This window comes from Desulfitobacterium sp. LBE (assembly GCF_007830365.1).
Classification (GTDB): Bacteria; Bacillota; Desulfitobacteriia; order Desulfitobacteriales; family Desulfitobacteriaceae; genus Desulfitobacterium; species Desulfitobacterium hafniense.
The window spans coordinates 5,041,414-5,057,952 of record NZ_VLKD01000001.1 but is presented as its reverse complement, the minus strand read 5'-3'; the positions used below and the strand labels follow the sequence as shown (position 1 = coordinate 5,057,952).

Annotated in this window: 14 protein-coding genes; 3 read left to right on the top strand and 11 right to left on the bottom strand. The window is 43.8% G+C overall.

The window, feature by feature from the left end; translation table 11 throughout:
- Window positions 1–7 precede the first annotated feature (7 nt).
- From DESLBE_RS23895 to DESLBE_RS23870, 6 genes are all read right to left on the bottom strand, one after another.
- Complete coding sequence (locus tag DESLBE_RS23895) at window positions 8–697, bottom strand: hypothetical protein (protein ID WP_005813101.1); 690 nt, start codon at window positions 695–697, stop codon at window positions 8–10.
- Between the two features lie 37 nt (window positions 698–734).
- The gene (locus DESLBE_RS23890) at window positions 735–1,187 is read right to left on the bottom strand and encodes a hypothetical protein (RefSeq protein ID WP_144678416.1); all 453 of its coding nucleotides are present in this window, start codon (window positions 1,185–1,187) and stop codon (window positions 735–737) included.
- 706 nt (window positions 1,188–1,893) lie between these two features.
- Entirely contained in the window at window positions 1,894–2,109 is a 216-nt protein-coding gene (locus DESLBE_RS23885; RefSeq protein ID WP_005813096.1) for a hypothetical protein, read from the bottom strand.
- 7 nt (window positions 2,110–2,116) lie between these two features.
- Window positions 2,117–3,439, bottom strand: a complete 1,323-nt coding sequence (locus DESLBE_RS23880) for a cell wall-binding repeat-containing protein (RefSeq protein WP_144678415.1) — start codon at window positions 3,437–3,439, stop codon at window positions 2,117–2,119.
- A 515-nt stretch (window positions 3,440–3,954) separates the two neighbouring features.
- The gene (locus tag DESLBE_RS23875) at window positions 3,955–5,229 is read right to left on the bottom strand and encodes a hypothetical protein (RefSeq protein WP_011460491.1); all 1,275 of its coding nucleotides are present in this window, start codon (window positions 5,227–5,229) and stop codon (window positions 3,955–3,957) included.
- 91 nt (window positions 5,230–5,320) lie between these two features.
- Window positions 5,321–6,217, bottom strand: a complete 897-nt coding sequence (locus tag DESLBE_RS23870; protein ID WP_011460492.1) for a hypothetical protein — start codon at window positions 6,215–6,217, stop codon at window positions 5,321–5,323.
- 556 nt (window positions 6,218–6,773) lie between these two features.
- Between DESLBE_RS23870 and DESLBE_RS23865 the strand changes: the two genes are divergently transcribed.
- The 3 genes from DESLBE_RS23865 to DESLBE_RS23855 all read left to right on the top strand — a co-directional run bounded on the left by DESLBE_RS23865 (window position 6,774) and on the right by DESLBE_RS23855 (window position 8,763).
- Window positions 6,774–7,178 (top strand): hypothetical protein, encoded by a 405-nt coding sequence (locus tag DESLBE_RS23865; RefSeq protein WP_018307029.1) that lies wholly within the window; start codon window positions 6,774–6,776, stop codon window positions 7,176–7,178.
- A gap of 63 nt (window positions 7,179–7,241) precedes the next feature.
- Entirely contained in the window at window positions 7,242–7,559 is a 318-nt protein-coding gene (locus DESLBE_RS23860; protein WP_011460494.1) for a hypothetical protein, read from the top strand.
- Window positions 7,560–8,328: 769 nt separating this feature from the next.
- The gene (locus DESLBE_RS23855) at window positions 8,329–8,763 is read left to right on the top strand and encodes a hypothetical protein (protein WP_018307028.1); all 435 of its coding nucleotides are present in this window, start codon (window positions 8,329–8,331) and stop codon (window positions 8,761–8,763) included.
- Window positions 8,764–8,876: 113 nt separating this feature from the next.
- Here the strand turns inward: DESLBE_RS23855 and DESLBE_RS23850 are convergent, their stop codons facing one another.
- The 5 genes from DESLBE_RS23850 to fabF all read right to left on the bottom strand — a co-directional run bounded on the left by DESLBE_RS23850 (window position 8,877) and on the right by fabF (window position 16,503).
- Window positions 8,877–9,746: a DUF4367 domain-containing protein gene (locus tag DESLBE_RS23850; protein WP_011460495.1), complete on the bottom strand. Its 870-nt coding sequence runs from the start codon at window positions 9,744–9,746 to the stop codon at window positions 8,877–8,879.
- An 83-nt stretch (window positions 9,747–9,829) separates the two neighbouring features.
- Window positions 9,830–10,387, bottom strand: coding sequence for a sigma-70 family RNA polymerase sigma factor (locus DESLBE_RS23845; protein WP_011460496.1), 558 nt, complete (start codon window positions 10,385–10,387; stop codon window positions 9,830–9,832).
- A gap of 479 nt (window positions 10,388–10,866) precedes the next feature.
- Entirely contained in the window at window positions 10,867–14,463 is a 3,597-nt protein-coding gene (gene smc / locus DESLBE_RS23840) for a chromosome segregation protein SMC (protein WP_144678414.1), read from the bottom strand.
- Window positions 14,456–15,244, bottom strand: coding sequence for a ribonuclease III (rnc, locus tag DESLBE_RS23835; RefSeq protein WP_144678413.1), 789 nt, complete (start codon window positions 15,242–15,244; stop codon window positions 14,456–14,458). The genes smc and rnc overlap by 8 nt, the downstream gene beginning before the upstream one ends.
- 20 nt (window positions 15,245–15,264) lie before the next feature.
- A complete protein-coding gene (gene fabF, locus DESLBE_RS23830; protein ID WP_144678412.1) occupies window positions 15,265–16,503 on the bottom strand; it encodes a beta-ketoacyl-ACP synthase II in 1,239 nt (412 codons plus the stop codon).
- Between the last annotated feature and the right edge of the window lie 36 nt (window positions 16,504–16,539).

Genomic DNA, 16,539 nt, shown 5'->3' with positions numbered 1-16,539 from the left:
CCCTCATCTATTCATTGGTATTAGCCTCTTCGACAAGGCTTCGCAAATCATCAAAGTTATCTTTGTTCTCTTTGGCCCAGATTTGCCAATTCGTTATTTTGCCAAGTTCATCATTCACAGAGGCGTTCCCTGTTAACAGAATTTCAAGAGCCGGTGCTGCCTCAATTTGACCGTTTTCTATTTTATCCATGATAAACGGTATTGCCGGAGTCCCCAGCTTAACAAGTTGTTTTGTTTTTTCTTCATCAGTATCTGCTGATGAAGTAATCTTATCTACATTGTGTTCAACTGTTTTAAGGTGATTATCCCACTGTGTAACCCATTCCTTGGCGGTTGTCCAAAGACTTTGATCATCTTTTAGATCTACTTTAGCGATTTTTTCTGCAGCAATGGCCAGGATGTACTCTTCCAATCCATTGTTGCTGCTGTTTTTTATTTTCTGACGTATGGCGGGTAAGGCAACTGACCCTAAATCGACAATATTATCAAAATAGGGGTTATTTGCTGTATAATCATACGGGTTAGAACTCATTGCCGCCTCCGGGTTATTTTTGGCCGCAATATCTATATTTTTCATAATCTCCGTCATATTTGTTTCAACCTTTACCGAAGCGCTGGCCTGATGAACCGTGTTAAGGATAAGTAAAGGAACCAATAAAACTGAAAATACGATTACGATTACTACTTTCTTTTTCACTTTATCACTCCTTCTAACGTTGTAATCTTAAGAACATCTATTGATAAGTCTTCACCGGCGCACCATAAAAACTTGTATAATATGGATCCCATGAATAATGTTTAAAACGTTCAAGATCTCCCCATTTTGCTATGCAATAACCAGAAGCTCCGGGTGGGACTTTGCTAAAATGGGTAACGGCTGAAGATGTTCCATACGATATAATTTTGGGTTGAATTGGATATCCCCAATTATAACCTGTGTAACCTAGATAAGCCAAATACGCATCAACTTGGGAAGAAGTTGGATGTGTGCTTCCCCAAGGCCATACCCAAGTCGATGTGATATCTAAGGCATAGGCTAGACAATTATAAGTTGATGTTGCAGGGGCATTATATTCCCATGTCCAAGAACGTGCATCATACCAGCTATCCGGATAAATTAACCCAAGTGCCGTTTTTGCGCTAAATAAAGTGATTACTAAAGCAATAACCAATACTATCTTTTTCACTGCATAATCACCCTTAAGTCTAATTATTGAGCTACTCTCCAATCCACCAACTTCACAATTATCTTTAGTACATTGAAACAGCCCCCTTGGAACCCTTTGGTGTCAAACTTAGCTTGAGTCTGAATCCATAACTCTTTCGCCATTCTGTACTCCTGCAACATCACCCCCATTATTTACTGAACCCATTGAACAATAATTCCTTAATTTCAGTCCCAAATTTGATCTTTTTAAGAGACACATTAGAGCCTCTACTCCCCCCCTTTCTGGCATCAGTGTCAGCCGGCGGCTTCCTATATTAAATTATTAAATGGCAAAAGCCATCCAACGTCAAAAATATACTAATTACTTGCCGTATATGATACGTTATTGGCCGTGTATGTAAGACTGGAGCATATACCAATTCCCATTGGACTGGCCATCTTCTCATAAATCATCCTCTTAAAATATCTCTCTCATAAGTTAGACAATTGAAAACAAACTTTGGTTACAAAAAATAAAAAAATAAGAATATTTTTCAAAAAGAAAAAGCTTCTCAACCGAGAAGCTCCAAAACAATTTATTTTATTACCTCTTTTCCGAAGGATGTATTGTCCTCTCAAGCCGTCCGCGTATCCTTGTCCTGGCCTTCCAGCTGAACTGACAGCAGCTTAGATACACCGGACTCCTCCAAATCCTGCTTTTGCACCGATAGAAAATCGTAGCGCTCCTAGAGCTTCGGATATTCTTCAATGGTCGCCTGGTTCACAGGGCCCAGCAGCTCAATCCGCAGTTTAATCTCCTGCACCCTGGCCGCCAGCTCGGCACGGCTTCTTTCACTTTGGTAAGTTTGAGCCTCATCCCAGGTCAGGGCGAATTCTTCCAGCAACCGTTTGGAGCCGGTTTCCCATTCGGCATTCCAGTGGCCCCTATTTAAGCGGCTCAAAGTTTAATTATCTGGAATTTCTCCAAGATGGTTCAACTGACTTAAGAAAGGCATCAATCTTATTAGTATCTAAATCACCTTTTACAACATCATAGTATTGCTTATTGATTTCTATGGGATTCCTAAAAGTAACATCCATTATTCTGACGTTATTTTTATCATAAAACACAGCCTCGTGTATCCATCCTACCATATTGGGATCAGACGTTTTTTTTATAACATAAGCATCCAAGTAACTAATAAACTCCTTAATATTTTGTTCATCGTCAATGATTAAGGGTTTATTTAATCCACCCCTTCCATCATAAAATACTATTTTCGTAATATCATTAAAGTTTATTTTAGCTGCATCGCTTATTTTCTTTTCTTCAAAATCAATAATTGGAGAGCTGACTAATTCCATATTATTTACCCTACCGCCAAGAACAACAAGATTGTAGTTGGTAATTGAATTATTATCTAAATAGTCTTTTGGTGCTTTGGCATTTTCACCAACCAAAACTATTGGGTTATAACGTATACTTGCTAAAGCAGCACCGGATAGTCCATCTGCATAATCTTCCCCAGTAGTTAAGTAGATGGAATCTAAATCCAATTCGCTTTTGAATTTATCAATAACAGCCAGGTTTCTCTGATATTTATCCATTCCATTTATTTGCTCAACATTGGGAAGCTCATCTAATAATGATTTATCCAGCGAAGATCCGGCACCCACAACGTAAGTTTTAGTCGGTTTACATGTATCTAAAAATTCCTTTACATCATCAGGAATCTTATTATGCTGAACCAATAGTATTGGCATATGCTTATTTGCAGCAATAGGAGCTATCGACAAAGCATCTGCGAAATCTTCTCCGGTTACAATTGCGATTTCGCTAATATCATTTTTATTGCTGATTTTAAAATGTTTAGCAATATTAACGCTGGTTTCATATCGGTCACGACCATCTATTCGACTAGTTCTTATACCTAAGGAGATTAGTTCACTTTCTACGGATGTCGTAATTACGCCAGTTCCACCGACTATAATCATATCAGTTATTTCTAGTTGCTTAATGGCATTTAAAATATCTGTTGGAATATAATCTTTTTTGGTCAATAGAATTGGTGCTGAATAGTATTTTGCTAAAGGAGCGGCACTTATAGCATCTGGAAAATTATCGCCCGGAACTAATATTGCAAACATAGAGCGGTTCCAGCCATTTAATGCTATTTGTGCCGATGTTTCATATCTATCAATACCTAATAATTTTTGGGTAGATGCTAGAGCAGTGGTGGAAAAAGAAAATAATAAAAATACCACCAAAAGGAATATTAGCTTTTTCATCATGACTCTACTCCTTATAATTAATTCTCCTTCATTTATAATTTAAATTCTCCAAATATATCAAAATGCCTTCATTTATCAATATCAACAAAATCTGGCAAATAAGAAATAGACAACTCCAGAAGGAATTGTAATACGAAAAGATTTAAGAAGTAGCTAAAAGCCAAAGGATGCCTCCCTTTAAAAGGGAAGCATCCTTTTCAACTTAACTTTATTCCATGACATCTCCATTAACGACAATCATTAGGCCTATCTAAACCCATCCCAACTTTCGCAATTCTCTCAAGCTGTCTAGGCATCCTTGTCCTGGCCTTCCAGCTGTCGAATTATGAGGGGTCGGGCCCCAGGGAGGTTCCTAAGGAAGCTCCCGTGCAGCTTCACTCCCTGTTCTGCCAGTGACCCTTTGCACTTTCGTATATCTTATCTAAAGATAAATCATCGAAGATTTCATCTTCGATTTTTAAATAGTCTTCCTTACTACTTCCTTCGGAATGCCGTATATACCTTATATTCTAAATCTAATTTATTTTAAAAGTATATAACTGATGCTCGTTTTTGCCTTTTCGGGGAAGAGTCGACAGAAAAATGCTATTTTGATCAGACGAAAAACCAGCCGAAACAATTGAATCCGTTGTGTTATAGACAATATTTTGCTTATCGATTAAATAATCGTAGCAGATAAGCTTTTCCTCCGTTGAATTATTTTCATTTAAAGCGTACATAATTAGACGATCGGAGATATCCATTACAGTGATTCTTCCATTCTCCGAAATGAATTTCGGGGCTTTGGCTCCGGCGCTGTTAAGGATAGCAATGGTATCATTACTTTCGCCCAGTATGTTGACAAGAATATCGTTATTGTTAGGCAAAAAACCACACCACATTAATTGGACGAATCCATCAGGATACTGAAAATCCTTTCCTCCGGTTAATGTTTGTTTTTCCATTGAATCTCTATTTAAGATACAAATATCGCTGTAATTATTTGTAATGTACACTAACTTGGCGTTGTCTTCAGACCAAGATAAACTGATATAGTTTGGGGATGCAATATCGATTCTTTTACTTTCCTTAGTATACCCGGCAGGTGGTGTTGCAGTTGCCGCCTTTGCCTCGGATTCCTTAGCAGCATTATAGCTTGCCAGCTCATCCTCCCCAAGGCCTTTTGTTAAAATCTTATCTACTTCCTCGACTGTCATTTTGGATATCTCATCATAGACATAGCCACTATCAATTAATGCATCTATTTGCCAAAGGTAAAAGTTCTTTTCCTGTGCGATTTGTTTTTCTATCGCTTTGGGATCATTCAACACATTGTTTGTGATATAAAGCCCATCTTTCCGAACTTCTGCTAAATATTCCATATTAGGAGAATAACATGTAAATTGATCTTCAATCTTTTTTTTATATTCATCAACTTTTTCCAGACTGTTCTTGTCATAGATCAAAGCCTTTTCCAAATTATGATACCCGATGTTCTGATCATTGATTAATACTTGATCCGTATAATTCGTGGAATATTGGCCTTCAAATAAAACTTTACTGGTTTGGGAATATAAATTGTAAGAAATTATTTTTGATTGCTCGTCTTTTTCATTGTTGCCAAAAACAAGCAAAACATTGGCATCATCATACCATAAACACTTATTCATTACAAAAGATTGTCCGGGGTCAAAAGAAATCTTTTTCTCCTTTGGGTTTGTATTATTTTCTTTCATTGCCGCTTGATTTCCGCAAGCAGTTAATCCCATTACCAGAAGTATTATAATAAAGAAGCTATATGCTCTTCTCATAGTATCCTCCCTTTATTCAATCGCGTTACAATCATTATATTACAGGCTAATAGCTGTTGAAAAGCCAACAGCTATTAGCCTAGAGGATTATTTATTTGATATAAGCATACGGTTTGACGCATTCGTAATTCAATTCTCGGCCACTATGGACTTGAGTGCATTTGTAGTGTGTACACGTTTGTACATGTACATGCGCATCTGTTGTGTTCTGCCTCCCTAGGAATTGCATCAGATCAACCGGCTCACCTTCGAGTAAAGCTCCTGTACCATCAATGTCATTCAAATGCTGAAAATTCATGGTAACCCCTAACGATGGAAACCATATGTTGACATACTTCCCGCTGGTACTGGATAAAGTTACAACGCCATTTCCTCTTGGTGAATAAGCGGCGGCTGTTGTGTAGACTTTATGCGCGATATCAATACCTTCGTGACACCAATTTTCTCTTCCAGGGTCCTCACCCCACTCACCAGACAAATAATTTGCATAAGTGATACTGGGGTAATTATAAGTCGTATCGAAGATTTTCTTACAACCTAATTTTGCATCTGCGACAATACCGGCTATTGTACTATCAGTAGTATTGACTGATGGGTGAAAGTATTCATCTGTTCCACCCCCATCTGGAACAATTGCAACACGAGTATAACCAGCAGGTGCTGTTGCGGCTATCGCCTTTACCCCAGGTTCCTTGGCGGCATTATATCTTGCCAATTCTTCTTCGTTAAGATCTTTTGTTAAAATCTTATCTACTTCCTCGATTGTCATTTTGGATATCTCATCGTACGTATAGCCACTATCAATTAATGCATCTATTTGCCAAAGATAAAAGTCCTTTTCTTGCGCGATTTGTTCTTCTATTGCTTGAGGATCATTTGCTTGGAGATCATTCTTGTCAATGCTCTTATCATCTGTCGCTAATACATAAGATGCTGAACATAAAATCATTGTAAGAATTGTTAAAGCCGCAATAAGTTTTCTTTTCATGCTATATCCTCCTTAAATAATCTTAGGATTTAATCAATTTTCTTCTGTTTTCACAGCATTTCGCACATTCAGTGATCCTGTAACGGATAGGAAAACTATCAAGTACTAATTCAGAGAAAAATAGGTAGGCAAAACTAAGCGTCGAGATTCTTACAATGTTTGGCCATGCAGGAAACCACAATTCTCACGGCAGCAAATCTCCTATGTCTAACACGGTCGTTGCCCTCAATTCCTTCGTCCTGCCTATCCGCAAGGAAATATCTTACTTACTCCAGTCCTTCCAGTTCGTAAGTTCATAGAACCCGCCCTGGCAGGCTGGTGTCCCTCATCTTCACACCTCCCTTCACTTTTTTAAGTAATGCTGCTTTGATTTAATAATGTCTATCCCCCCTTCGATCTTCCTTCATTTTAGATTGAGTTTCCAACAATTTGTTGGAAACTGTAATCCCGGAGATTTATATCTATATAGGATTGCAGAAACCGTTTAATAATCACTAATAGAAAGAGTAGACATCATCCGAACATAGATATAAATATATCTATGGAGGGTGTTGTATTGACCAGAGGAACACAGATCATTAACAGAACAGAATACGTTTACGAGGATCTGCCTTACTGGGATACCCAGAAAAAGCGTGGCGCTCACAAGCGTATTTATATTGGCAAGAATGTAAAGGGTGAATTCATACCTAATAAAAAGTATCTCTTACAGCAGGAACTGAAAAAGGCTAAAGAAACTATGCAGCCAGGCTCCGTTCCTGTGGATAAGCGTCTCCGTCAGTTCTATGGGGCGGTTTATCTCCTTGACCAGATTGGTGAGATGACCGGCATTACTCATGATCTTAAGCTATGCCTCCCGGGTTCTTATAAACAGATGCTCTCCATCATCTATTATCTGATCCTGGAAAGCCGCCCTCTGTACCGGTTCCAGAAGTGGAACCGTACTCACAGACATCCTTAAGGCAGGGATATTCCTTCCCAGAGAAGCAGTGAACTCCTGGCTTCTATTGGCGAGGCAGAAAAGATGAAATTCTTCAGCCTGCAGGCCGGACGTCGCCTGGAAACGGAGTTTCTGGCCTTTGACATCACAAGCATTTCATCCTGCTCGGAGCTGATCAGACAGGTCAAATACGGAAAGAATAAAGAAGGTGACCGTCTCCCCCAAACTAATCTGGCCCTGCTGCTGGGGGAACAGTCAGGCCTTCCTGCTTATTACAGAAAACTGCCGGACAATGTATCCGATGTCAAAACCATAGCAAGCCATCTGAAGGATATCACATTTCTTAAACTGGATAAGATAAAGCTCTTCGTGGATCGTGGTTTTTACAGTTCGTTGCCCTGATCTATCTGTGCTACATAAAGAAAGTAATGGATGAAAAGAAACTCAATTCAAAGTATAGTATGCAGGAACTGCTGAACGAGCTGGATATCATTGAGTTGTACCAACAACCGGGTAACCGAGCTTATATTCGGAGAGATTACCGGCAAGCAACAGGCTGTCTATGATGCTATGGGCGTCAAACTTCCGACCTAGATATAAAATCACGAGACTTTAGGATGTAAGATACAGAAAGGTTGACTGAATGGGAGCCCTTTCCTTGAACAATAAATATCTCCTTTACCTTATACATTACATAAGATGAACAAAATCACATCTATATGAGCATTAAAACTTTCAAACATATTTCAACAAATTACAGCGTTTTTCCACACTTTTACAGAATATTAATTCATAGATTCAACGCCGCGAATAGCATCCATTAACACTTGTGGAAATTAAACTAACAGTACGGGAAACGGTCGAAAGGGTTCTTCTGTAGCAATTAGCTCATTATGATCGATGGCTAAGGTTAATGAAAATAATCTTTTAAAAAAAATGTGATTTTGCGTTTCTTAGGTAATGTATACAGTAGAGAAGTAACTGCAAAAAGCTACAGATAGAATGCTAGCCCAGCTAAACTTTTACTTCATTTGATTTCTAAATTGATGGAATAAATTCCAGAAGGAGCGTGATACTTTGCCCACCCGGCGGGCAGCCTCAAACCTGAGTGAAGAAATTCTCTCTACGAAAACAGACTATGTTTACAAAAGAATATCTGGAGGTTAAAATCATGTTACTAATGAAAAAGCTTATTGTTGTGTTTCTCTCCGTAATACTTTGTACGATGGCCCCCTTTACTTCCTACGCAGCTGGGAATAATGCTCATACTCCTCAGGCAAGTTTATACATCCGTTCAACAAGCGCCATCGTACAAGCCCAAGGAAATGGAAAGCTCTATCTGGAAAATATACTGGGTGCTACAAGAATCGTTGATCAGCTTGGGGTCAAAACCATAGAAGTTCAAACGCTAAGAAATGGCTACTGGCAGTCTATCCACACCATCGCAAAAGACGATTACCTCTATAATACCGGCACTTATGCTTATGCCTGTTATTATAACGGAACTCCTGGAACACAATATCGAAGCTATGTTGAGTTTTACGTTGCCAATGCAGGAGGGGAGGAGACAAAGATCGTTACCTCCCAACCAGTGACTGCCAACTAATAGAATAAGTTAGCTATTTTCAAAACCCAAAAACGAGGTTTATACGGAACCATGAGAAAAGCAGAAGCATATCAACCGCTCCTGCTTTTCTCAATTAGATTTCTAAAATCATATTAATTCATTGAGTCAACAATTTTAATTAGCTCATCCGCTGAGATATCGCCGCTAATATTATAGACAGTATTATTGTGGCTCCAAATCGCCTGAGTTTGACCGAGGTTGCGAAGAATGTAGTGTTTTATATTATCTTTTTCATAAACTTCTACCAGATTTTCGTCCTTCTCAAAGTTAGTGTCCGCAACTGCTTGCTCCCCTTCGACGTAGATACTCAGGTCAAAAACAATAACCTTGCCTGAATCTTCCTGAAAGTATAATAACGCCTTGCTGTGATTCTGTAATTTAAAAGTCTCGCCATACTTAAAGACAAATCCCTCCGGAACCCATTGAGGCAAGAGCGGCTTTACCGGGATATCCTTAATAACCTCCTGAATGCTGCTATAGGTTTTCATCTCGGCGACATTGGAATTACCTTCTTCTACCGGCTGACTTTGAGTCGATAAGTTAAACGTATCTTTCCCCCAATTCACTACAGATTGGAAAAGATTATAGCCCAAAGCACTGGCCACTGTAGAGGATGTGAAAAAAATCAAAATAAAGGCTGCGGCAACCTGAGCGATCCTTTTTCCCACTAAGGTTTTATGCTGGCTGCTCTGCCATTCCTTATAAGCTTGATCGACATTCTGGCGCATGGTTTTCATTTTCTCTTCGGAAAGATATTCTTCTTTTCCTTCAATCAAGTTAATGGCCTTTATACATTCGTCGATCAAATCCGTGTCCATACTGACCTCATCCACCGCCGATGCCTCATATAAAATACGATATAGCTTTTCTTTTTCAAGAACGTCACTTTCCTTTTCGGAGAGTATCTTCCTGATAATTTCTTTATCACTAATAACATCAAGGGAATCCCGTTCTTTAGCCATAATTTTCTCCCTTTCTTTTTCAACCTTCCATTTATATACATTACAAAGACTGTATTAAATCACAGTGACTACAAAATTTTAGTTCACTTTTCAAAATGAATACGAACACTTTTTTTAATTTTCTTTTTTAGCCGATAAATCCGGGTCGTCATTGCTGTGGCGGAAATCTCATGTTTCCCGGCAAGCTCTGAAACGGACATATTATTTTTAAAGTAATCACGATAAAGCTCATACTCATCGGCTTGAAGTCCCTCTAAAATCTCTTCGCAAAGTTTGTCCAAATCGGCAGTGCCATTGAAGAGTTCCTCCAATTCGTTGTCCATCCGCGCCCAAGCTTCCAAGATATGATCATTATCCATACTGATTTCATATTTATTCTTGGTGTACATACTTCTAAAGGAGTTATTGACCAGATTCCGTGCCGTAGTATATAACCATCCTTCCACATTCGGATGGTTTACTAATTTTGCAAGCTGCTTCCTTGCTTCCAAAAATGTATTTTGGGTGCACTCCTCTACCAGATCTAAGAGTTCCTCCTGCCCTTTAACTCTCCTTAAGCAGTATAGATAAATCCGCTCATAGTATTTATAACATAAATCCTCGTAGAAAGTCTCATCCTTTAAGCGGTTCCATGGCCACAAAATCTACCCCTCCTCCGTGTACTTGTGTGCTCTCTAATCATTTGAATAGCTGTAAGTTCTTTTCCAGGTTCATATTTCCTCATTTTAATTTTAAATATCTCTATTTTTATAATATTTCTCCCAATTTTTATCAATTCCTTCTTGTGAAAAAATGTCAATAATAAGTGGAAGATCGGCTTAATTGAAACAAACAGAATACTTTTTCAACTCATTTTAACAGATTGCTGAATCATGACAATAAAAACTCATACTTATGCAGTAAGGCCGATTACATCAGCCTCATTATCTCATGCTCTAGCGGCAATACCGATAATAATGCGACTCAGGTTACATTACATATATTTTATTATCTTTAAAAAACCAAAAGATGCCCTCTTTAAAAGAGAAGCATCCTTTTCAACTTAAATCTATCCCTTAATATCTCCAACTAAAGACAATCATCAGGCCTATCTAAACCCATCCCAACTCCCGCAATCCTCTCAAGCTGTCCTGGTATCCTTGTCCTGTCCTTCCAGCTGAACGGACAGAAGCTTAGATACACCCGACTCCTCCATGGTGATGCCATAGAGGACATCGGCTGCTTCCATGGTTCCTTTGCGGTGCGAGATGACCAGGAACTGGGTGGAGTCTGATAAGCGGTGAATGTATTGGGCAAAGCGGTTGACATTAGCGTCATCCAGGGAAGCCTCGATTTCATCAAGGACACAGAAGGGGCTGGGCTTCACCTTAAGCAGGGCGAAGAGCAGTCCGATGGCTGTCAGAGCACGCTCTCCTCCGGAAAGGAGAGACAGCAGCTGGGGCTTTTTTCCCGGGGGCTGGGCGATGATCTCTACCCCCGTATCCAGAAGATTGGCCGGGTCTACTAAGCGAAGTTCTGCATAGCCTCCGTTGAACAGCTCTTTGAAGACTACTTTAAAGGCTTCGTTGACCGCTATAAACCCTTCTTCAAAACGTTCCGACATGGTCTTATCCAGTTCGGCAATGAGTTGCTGGAGGGATTCATTGGCCTCCTCCAGATCCTGCTTTTGCACCGATAGAAAATCGTAGCGCTCCTGGAGCTTCGGATATTCTTCAATGGCCGCCTGGTTCACAGGGCCCAGCAGCTCCATCCGCAGTTTAATCTCCTGGACTCTGGCCGCCAGCTCGGTACGGTTTCTTTCACTTTGGTAGGCTTGAGCCTCATCCCAGGTCATATCGAATTCTTCCAGCAAACGCTTGGAGCCGGTTTCCCATTCGGCATCCCAGCGGGCCGTCTTCAGCTCCAGGTTATGCAGCTTTTGTTCCAGGGTCTGCTGTTCCTGCCTTTTCTTTTGGGCGAGACCTTCCTGATCCATCAGCTCCTTGGATAGGACCTCCCGCTCTTTGCGCAAAGCGATGAGGACCTCCTGGGCTTGCTGCTGCTGCTCTCCTGCTTCCCTGCGGCGGCTCTCCCAGTCCCCCTGCTCGAAGGCCAGACGGGCTTTGCTCTCTTCTAAATCCTGCAAGTCCTTGCGCTTGCGCTCCAGGAGATGCTTATTCTCCCCCAGCAGGGCCTGATCCTGGACCAGGCGCTCCACAGCCTGCTTGAGCTCCTGCTCCCACTTAGCCGCCTGCACCTTGGTTTGGGTCAGTCTTTCCTGAAGCTGTTCCATCTCCTGGCTGGCCTGGCGATTCTTTTCTTCCTGCCGGGCCAAGGCTTCCTGAGCCTCTTGGATGCTGTCTGTAAGCTTGCTTTGCTCTTCTGCCTCCAGGGCCTTATGGCTTTGCAGCTCACCCCGTTCCTGCTCTATCCCGGCCACACGGATGGTTACGGCGGTTATTTCATCACGAATCCTTTGGGCCTGGGCCCGGAGATTAAGCTCCTGAGTTCTTAACACGGCCAGAGCGGATTTAAGCTCCTGCTCTTCAGCCATCAGATGCTTAAGGTTTTCCTCACCTTTTTGGATCTGGATGCTGAGAGCCCCTGCTTTGAGCTCCAGTTCCTTTTGCTGGGTACGTCTCTCTTCGCACTCCTGCCGGAGTTCCTGGATTTCCCGGGAACGTCCCAAGAGATTGGAGCCTTTTCTTTGCAGGCTTCCCCCGGTCAGGGAGCCGCCAGGGTGAACCTGATCCCCTTCCAGGGTCACGATGCGGGCGCGATATCCCGAGGCTCTGGCCACCCGGGTGGCCGCCTCCATATCCGTGACGATGAGGGTTCTCCCCAATTGGGATTCAAAAGCCTTGCGGTATTTTTCGGCGAAGGTGATAAGATCCACCGCCACGCCGATAAAGCCGGGGTCCTGGGCGGCCTCTTTGGCCACAGTGGCCTTGCCCCCTTGAATCACATCCAGGGGTAAAAAAGTAGCCCGGCCCAGATTGTGGCTTTTCAGATAGTGAACGGCTTCCTTGGCGCCTCGTTCCGTTTCCGTAACGATATTTTGAATGCCTGCCCCCAGGGCCACCTCGATGGCGACCTCATAACGCTCTTCAACCTGAAGGAGATCCGCCAGGGTGCCGCAGAGGTCCCCGCAGGAAGGCTGGTTTTTTTTCTTGGCCAGCATCAGCTCCCGGACACCCCGTTGATAGCCTTCCAGGGAGTCTTCCAGGTTCTTCAGGGCATGATAGCGGGCTGATTTTTTCTCCAGGTCCCGGTTCAGCTCCTGGAGCTCTCTCTGCCCTGCTCTGCTCTGCTCGCGGAGCTGGGCTATCTCCTGATGGGCCCTCTCCGTCTGGTGCCGGATATCCGTCTGCAGCCCTTCCTGGGCTTTAAGCTGCTCCTGAACCTGGGTCTCCTGCTGCTCATGAGAGAGCAGGGCTGCTTCTTTATCCTTTTTTTCTTTAATCAATTGCTCATGGGTTGAATTCAGGGTAGCCAACTGATGGGTAAGGCGGCTTAATTCTGCGGTAGATTCAGCCAGCTTGCTCTGCAGATGAGAGAGGCCGCCCCTGAGGATGTCAATTTCCTCTAAGCCATTCCTGGCTTTAGCTTCAGCCAAGCGCTGTTCATCCGCCGCCAAAGCCTGATTAGCCTGTTCCAAGGTCTTATGTAAGAGGGCTTTTCTGTCCTCCAAGGCTCTGAGCTGTTCTGTACTCTGGCGAACCTTCTCCTCATGGCTGGAGAGTTCTGTGGTGACACGGTTAATCTGCTCGCCGAGGTAGCCTTCCCGCTCCTGGCGGAGCCGCAACTCCTGAACGATTTGGTTGACTGCTTGATCCAATTGGTAGGTGGTTTCCTGCTGCTTCTGGATCTGCTCATCCAGAAGATTGAGCTTTACTTTGTTGCCGAGAATCTCGCTTTCCTTCTGGCTTAGATCCGCTACCGCCGCAGCGATGGCCGACTGAAGTTCTTCCGTTTCCTGAACGGAGGTTGTCAGCTTATGGCGAACTTCTTTTAAATCAAAGGCCACTATCTCAATTTCCAGGGCTTTTTGTTCCGTGGTCAACTCCACCGCTTCCCTGGCTATGGTGGCTTGCTCTTCCAAAGGTCCTAATTGCCCTTCGATCTCGGCCAGGATATCCCTGATCCGCTCTAAATTATGTTCCGTTTCATCCAAACGCTTAAGTGCTTCCCGTTTGCGCATGCGGTATTTGGTTATTCCTGAAGCTTCTTCGATCAAGGTGCGCCGTTCTTCGGAGCGCAGATTGAGAATCTCCTCGACCCGGCCTTGACCAATAATGGAAAACCCTTCTTTGCCCGCACCGGTATCCATAAAAAGTTCATGGATATCCTTAAGGCGGCAGGAGGAGCGGTTGATAAAATATTGTCCCTCTCCGTCCCGATAGACTCTGCGGGTGATGATCACTTCCTGATACTCCAGGGGAAAAATCCCCGTGGAGTTATCAAAAAATAAGGAGACCTCGGCCATCCCCACCGGGCGCCGCACACTGCTGCCGGAGAAAATGACATCCTCCATCTTGCTGCCCCTGAGGTTTTTGGCGCTCTGTTCCCCCAGAACCCAGCGGATGGCATCGGCCACATTGCTTTTGCCGCTCCCATTGGGCCCCACTACCACACTCAAGCCCTGCCCTAATTCCAGCTTCACTTTGTCCGCAAAGGACTTAAACCCTTGGATTGTAATGGATTTCAAGAAAACAGGGAGAGTATCGGCTTTAGCCATTGTTCTCCCCTCCAAACTCATCTAAAACTTGTTGGGCTGCCCGTTGTTCGGCTTCCTTTTTGGTCCGTCCGATGCCCTTGCCCCGCAGGTTTCCCTGGAGGAACACCCCGGCTGTAAAGCGCTTATTATGATCGGGGCCTTCCTCGGCCAGGATGCGATAGGTTACTTCCGTCTCTTCCCGCTGGGCTTTTTCCTGGAGCATGGTCTTATAATCGCCATAGTTGCCTTGGGCTACTTCGGCAATTTCTTCCTTCAGCAAGGTCAGAACCACTCTCCTCGCTTCTTGGAAGCCATACTGCAAATAGACAGCCCCCACGATAGCCTCCCAGGCATCGGCTAAGATGGAAGGCCTTTCCCTGCCCCCTGAGACCTGTTCTCCTTTACCCAGGAGCAATTCTTCCCCCAGCCGGATCTTCTTGGCGGTGCGGGCCAGGGTGCTCTCATTAACCACCGCCGCCCGCATCTTCGTCAATTCTCCTTCAGGCCGCTCCGGATAACTCAGGTAAAGGTACTCCGCTACCACGAAATCCAGAATGGCGTCACCCAGAAACTCCAGCCTTTGGTTGTTCTCCAGACCGGATTGTGGATTCTCAAACAAATACGAGGGGTGGGTTAAAGCAGTCGTGAACAAGCGATTGGGGGGCTCATCCAACTCCAACCGTTTTGCTAAACCTATTCCTGTAGGAATCCGCTGCAAAGTATCGGCATGATACTTATGACGTTTATTCCCCTGCAGATTATGCTTAGTTGTTTTTGCTGTACCCTGATGTTTTTTTTCCACCGCTCATACTCCTTACTCACCTAATAACGTTTTAATACAATTGTAGCATTATGTCCTCCAAAACCAAAGGTATTTGATAAGGCAACTTGAACTTCTTTTGGCCGGGGGGTATTGGGAACATAATCCAAATCGCATTCCGGGTCAGGTTCTCCATAGTTTATGGTGGGTGGAATCATGCTGTGCTTAATGGTTAAAGCGCAGGCGATGGCTTCGATAGCTCCTGCCGCTCCTAACAAATGACCGGTCATGGACTTGGTGGAGCTGATGGCCACCTTTGGCGCCGCTTCCCCGAAGAGGGCTTTAATCGCTGCGGTCTCCGCCGAGTCGTTGGCATTGGTTCCGGTGCCATGGGCGTTGATATAATCCACTTCTTCCGGCCGCACCTCAGCCCCTGCCAAGGCCATTTGCATGGATTGGATGGCTCCTGCTCCTCCCGGCGCCGGAGAGGTGATATGATAGGCGTCACAGGTGCTGCCATATCCGGAAAGCTCAGCGTAAATCCTGGCCTGCCGCTTTTGGGCATGCTCCAGGGATTCTAAAACCAGGATCCCCGCTCCTTCACCCATGACAAACCCCGACCTTCTGGCGTCGAAAGGACGGCAGGCTTCCCGGGGATTTTCCTTCTCCGTGGACATGGCTTTCATGGCACAAAAGCCCGCAAAAGCCAAAGGTACAATAGGTGCTTCCGTGCCGCCGCAAAGCACCACATCGGCATAGCCATGCTCGATAAGGCGCATGGCCTCACCGATGGCATTGGTAGCCGAGGCGCAGGCGGTGGCCACACTTAAGCTGGAGCCCTGAAGGCCGAATTCAAGAGAAATATGACCGGCAGCCATATTGGAGATCAGCATAGGAATAAAGAAGGGGCTGATTCTTCCCGGCCCTTTATTCATGAGGACTTCTTTCTGCTGTTCCAGGGTGGTGACCCCGCCTACTCCGGTTCCCACAATACAGCTGGCCCTTTCCTTATTGACCTGGTCCAGATTTAACCCGGAATCCTGGACGGCCATTTTAGCCGCAGCCATAGCCAACTGGGTAAAGCGATCCATATGGCGGCTTTCTTTACGATCCAGCCAATCCGTAGGCTCAAAATCCTTAATCTCCCCCGCTACTTTTGTGGGCATATCCCCCACATCAAAACGAGTGACAAAGTCTATCCCTGATTGTCCGGTAATTAAGCTGTTCCAGAATGTTTCCAGGTTACTCCCAACCGGGGATACCACACCCATTCCTGTAATAACCGCTCGTTGCTTTTCCATCTTTATCCTCCTTTAATCCCACTGTCAGTAAAGTAG

Bases quoted from the DNA above. Each gene is read 5' to 3' on its own strand.
- DESLBE_RS23880 (WP_144678415.1), bottom strand. From the start codon at position 3,439: ATGATGAAAAAGCTAATATTCCTTTTGGTGGTATTTTTATTATTTTCT.
- DESLBE_RS23875 (WP_011460491.1), bottom strand. From the start codon at position 5,229: ATGAGAAGAGCATATAGCTTCTTTATTATAATACTTCTGGTAATGGGA.
- DESLBE_RS23870 (WP_011460492.1), bottom strand. From the start codon at position 6,217: ATGAAAAGAAAACTTATTGCGGCTTTAACAATTCTTACAATGATTTTA.
- DESLBE_RS23860 (WP_011460494.1), top strand. From the start codon at position 7,242: ATGAAATTCTTCAGCCTGCAGGCCGGACGTCGCCTGGAAACGGAGTTT.
- DESLBE_RS23855 (WP_018307028.1), top strand. From the start codon at position 8,329: ATGTTACTAATGAAAAAGCTTATTGTTGTGTTTCTCTCCGTAATACTT.
- DESLBE_RS23850 (WP_011460495.1), bottom strand. From the start codon at position 9,746: ATGGCTAAAGAACGGGATTCCCTTGATGTTATTAGTGATAAAGAAATT.
- smc (WP_144678414.1), bottom strand. From the start codon at position 14,463: ATGGCTAAAGCCGATACTCTCCCTGTTTTCTTGAAATCCATTACAATC.
- fabF (WP_144678412.1), bottom strand. From the start codon at position 16,503: ATGGAAAAGCAACGAGCGGTTATTACAGGAATGGGTGTGGTATCCCCG.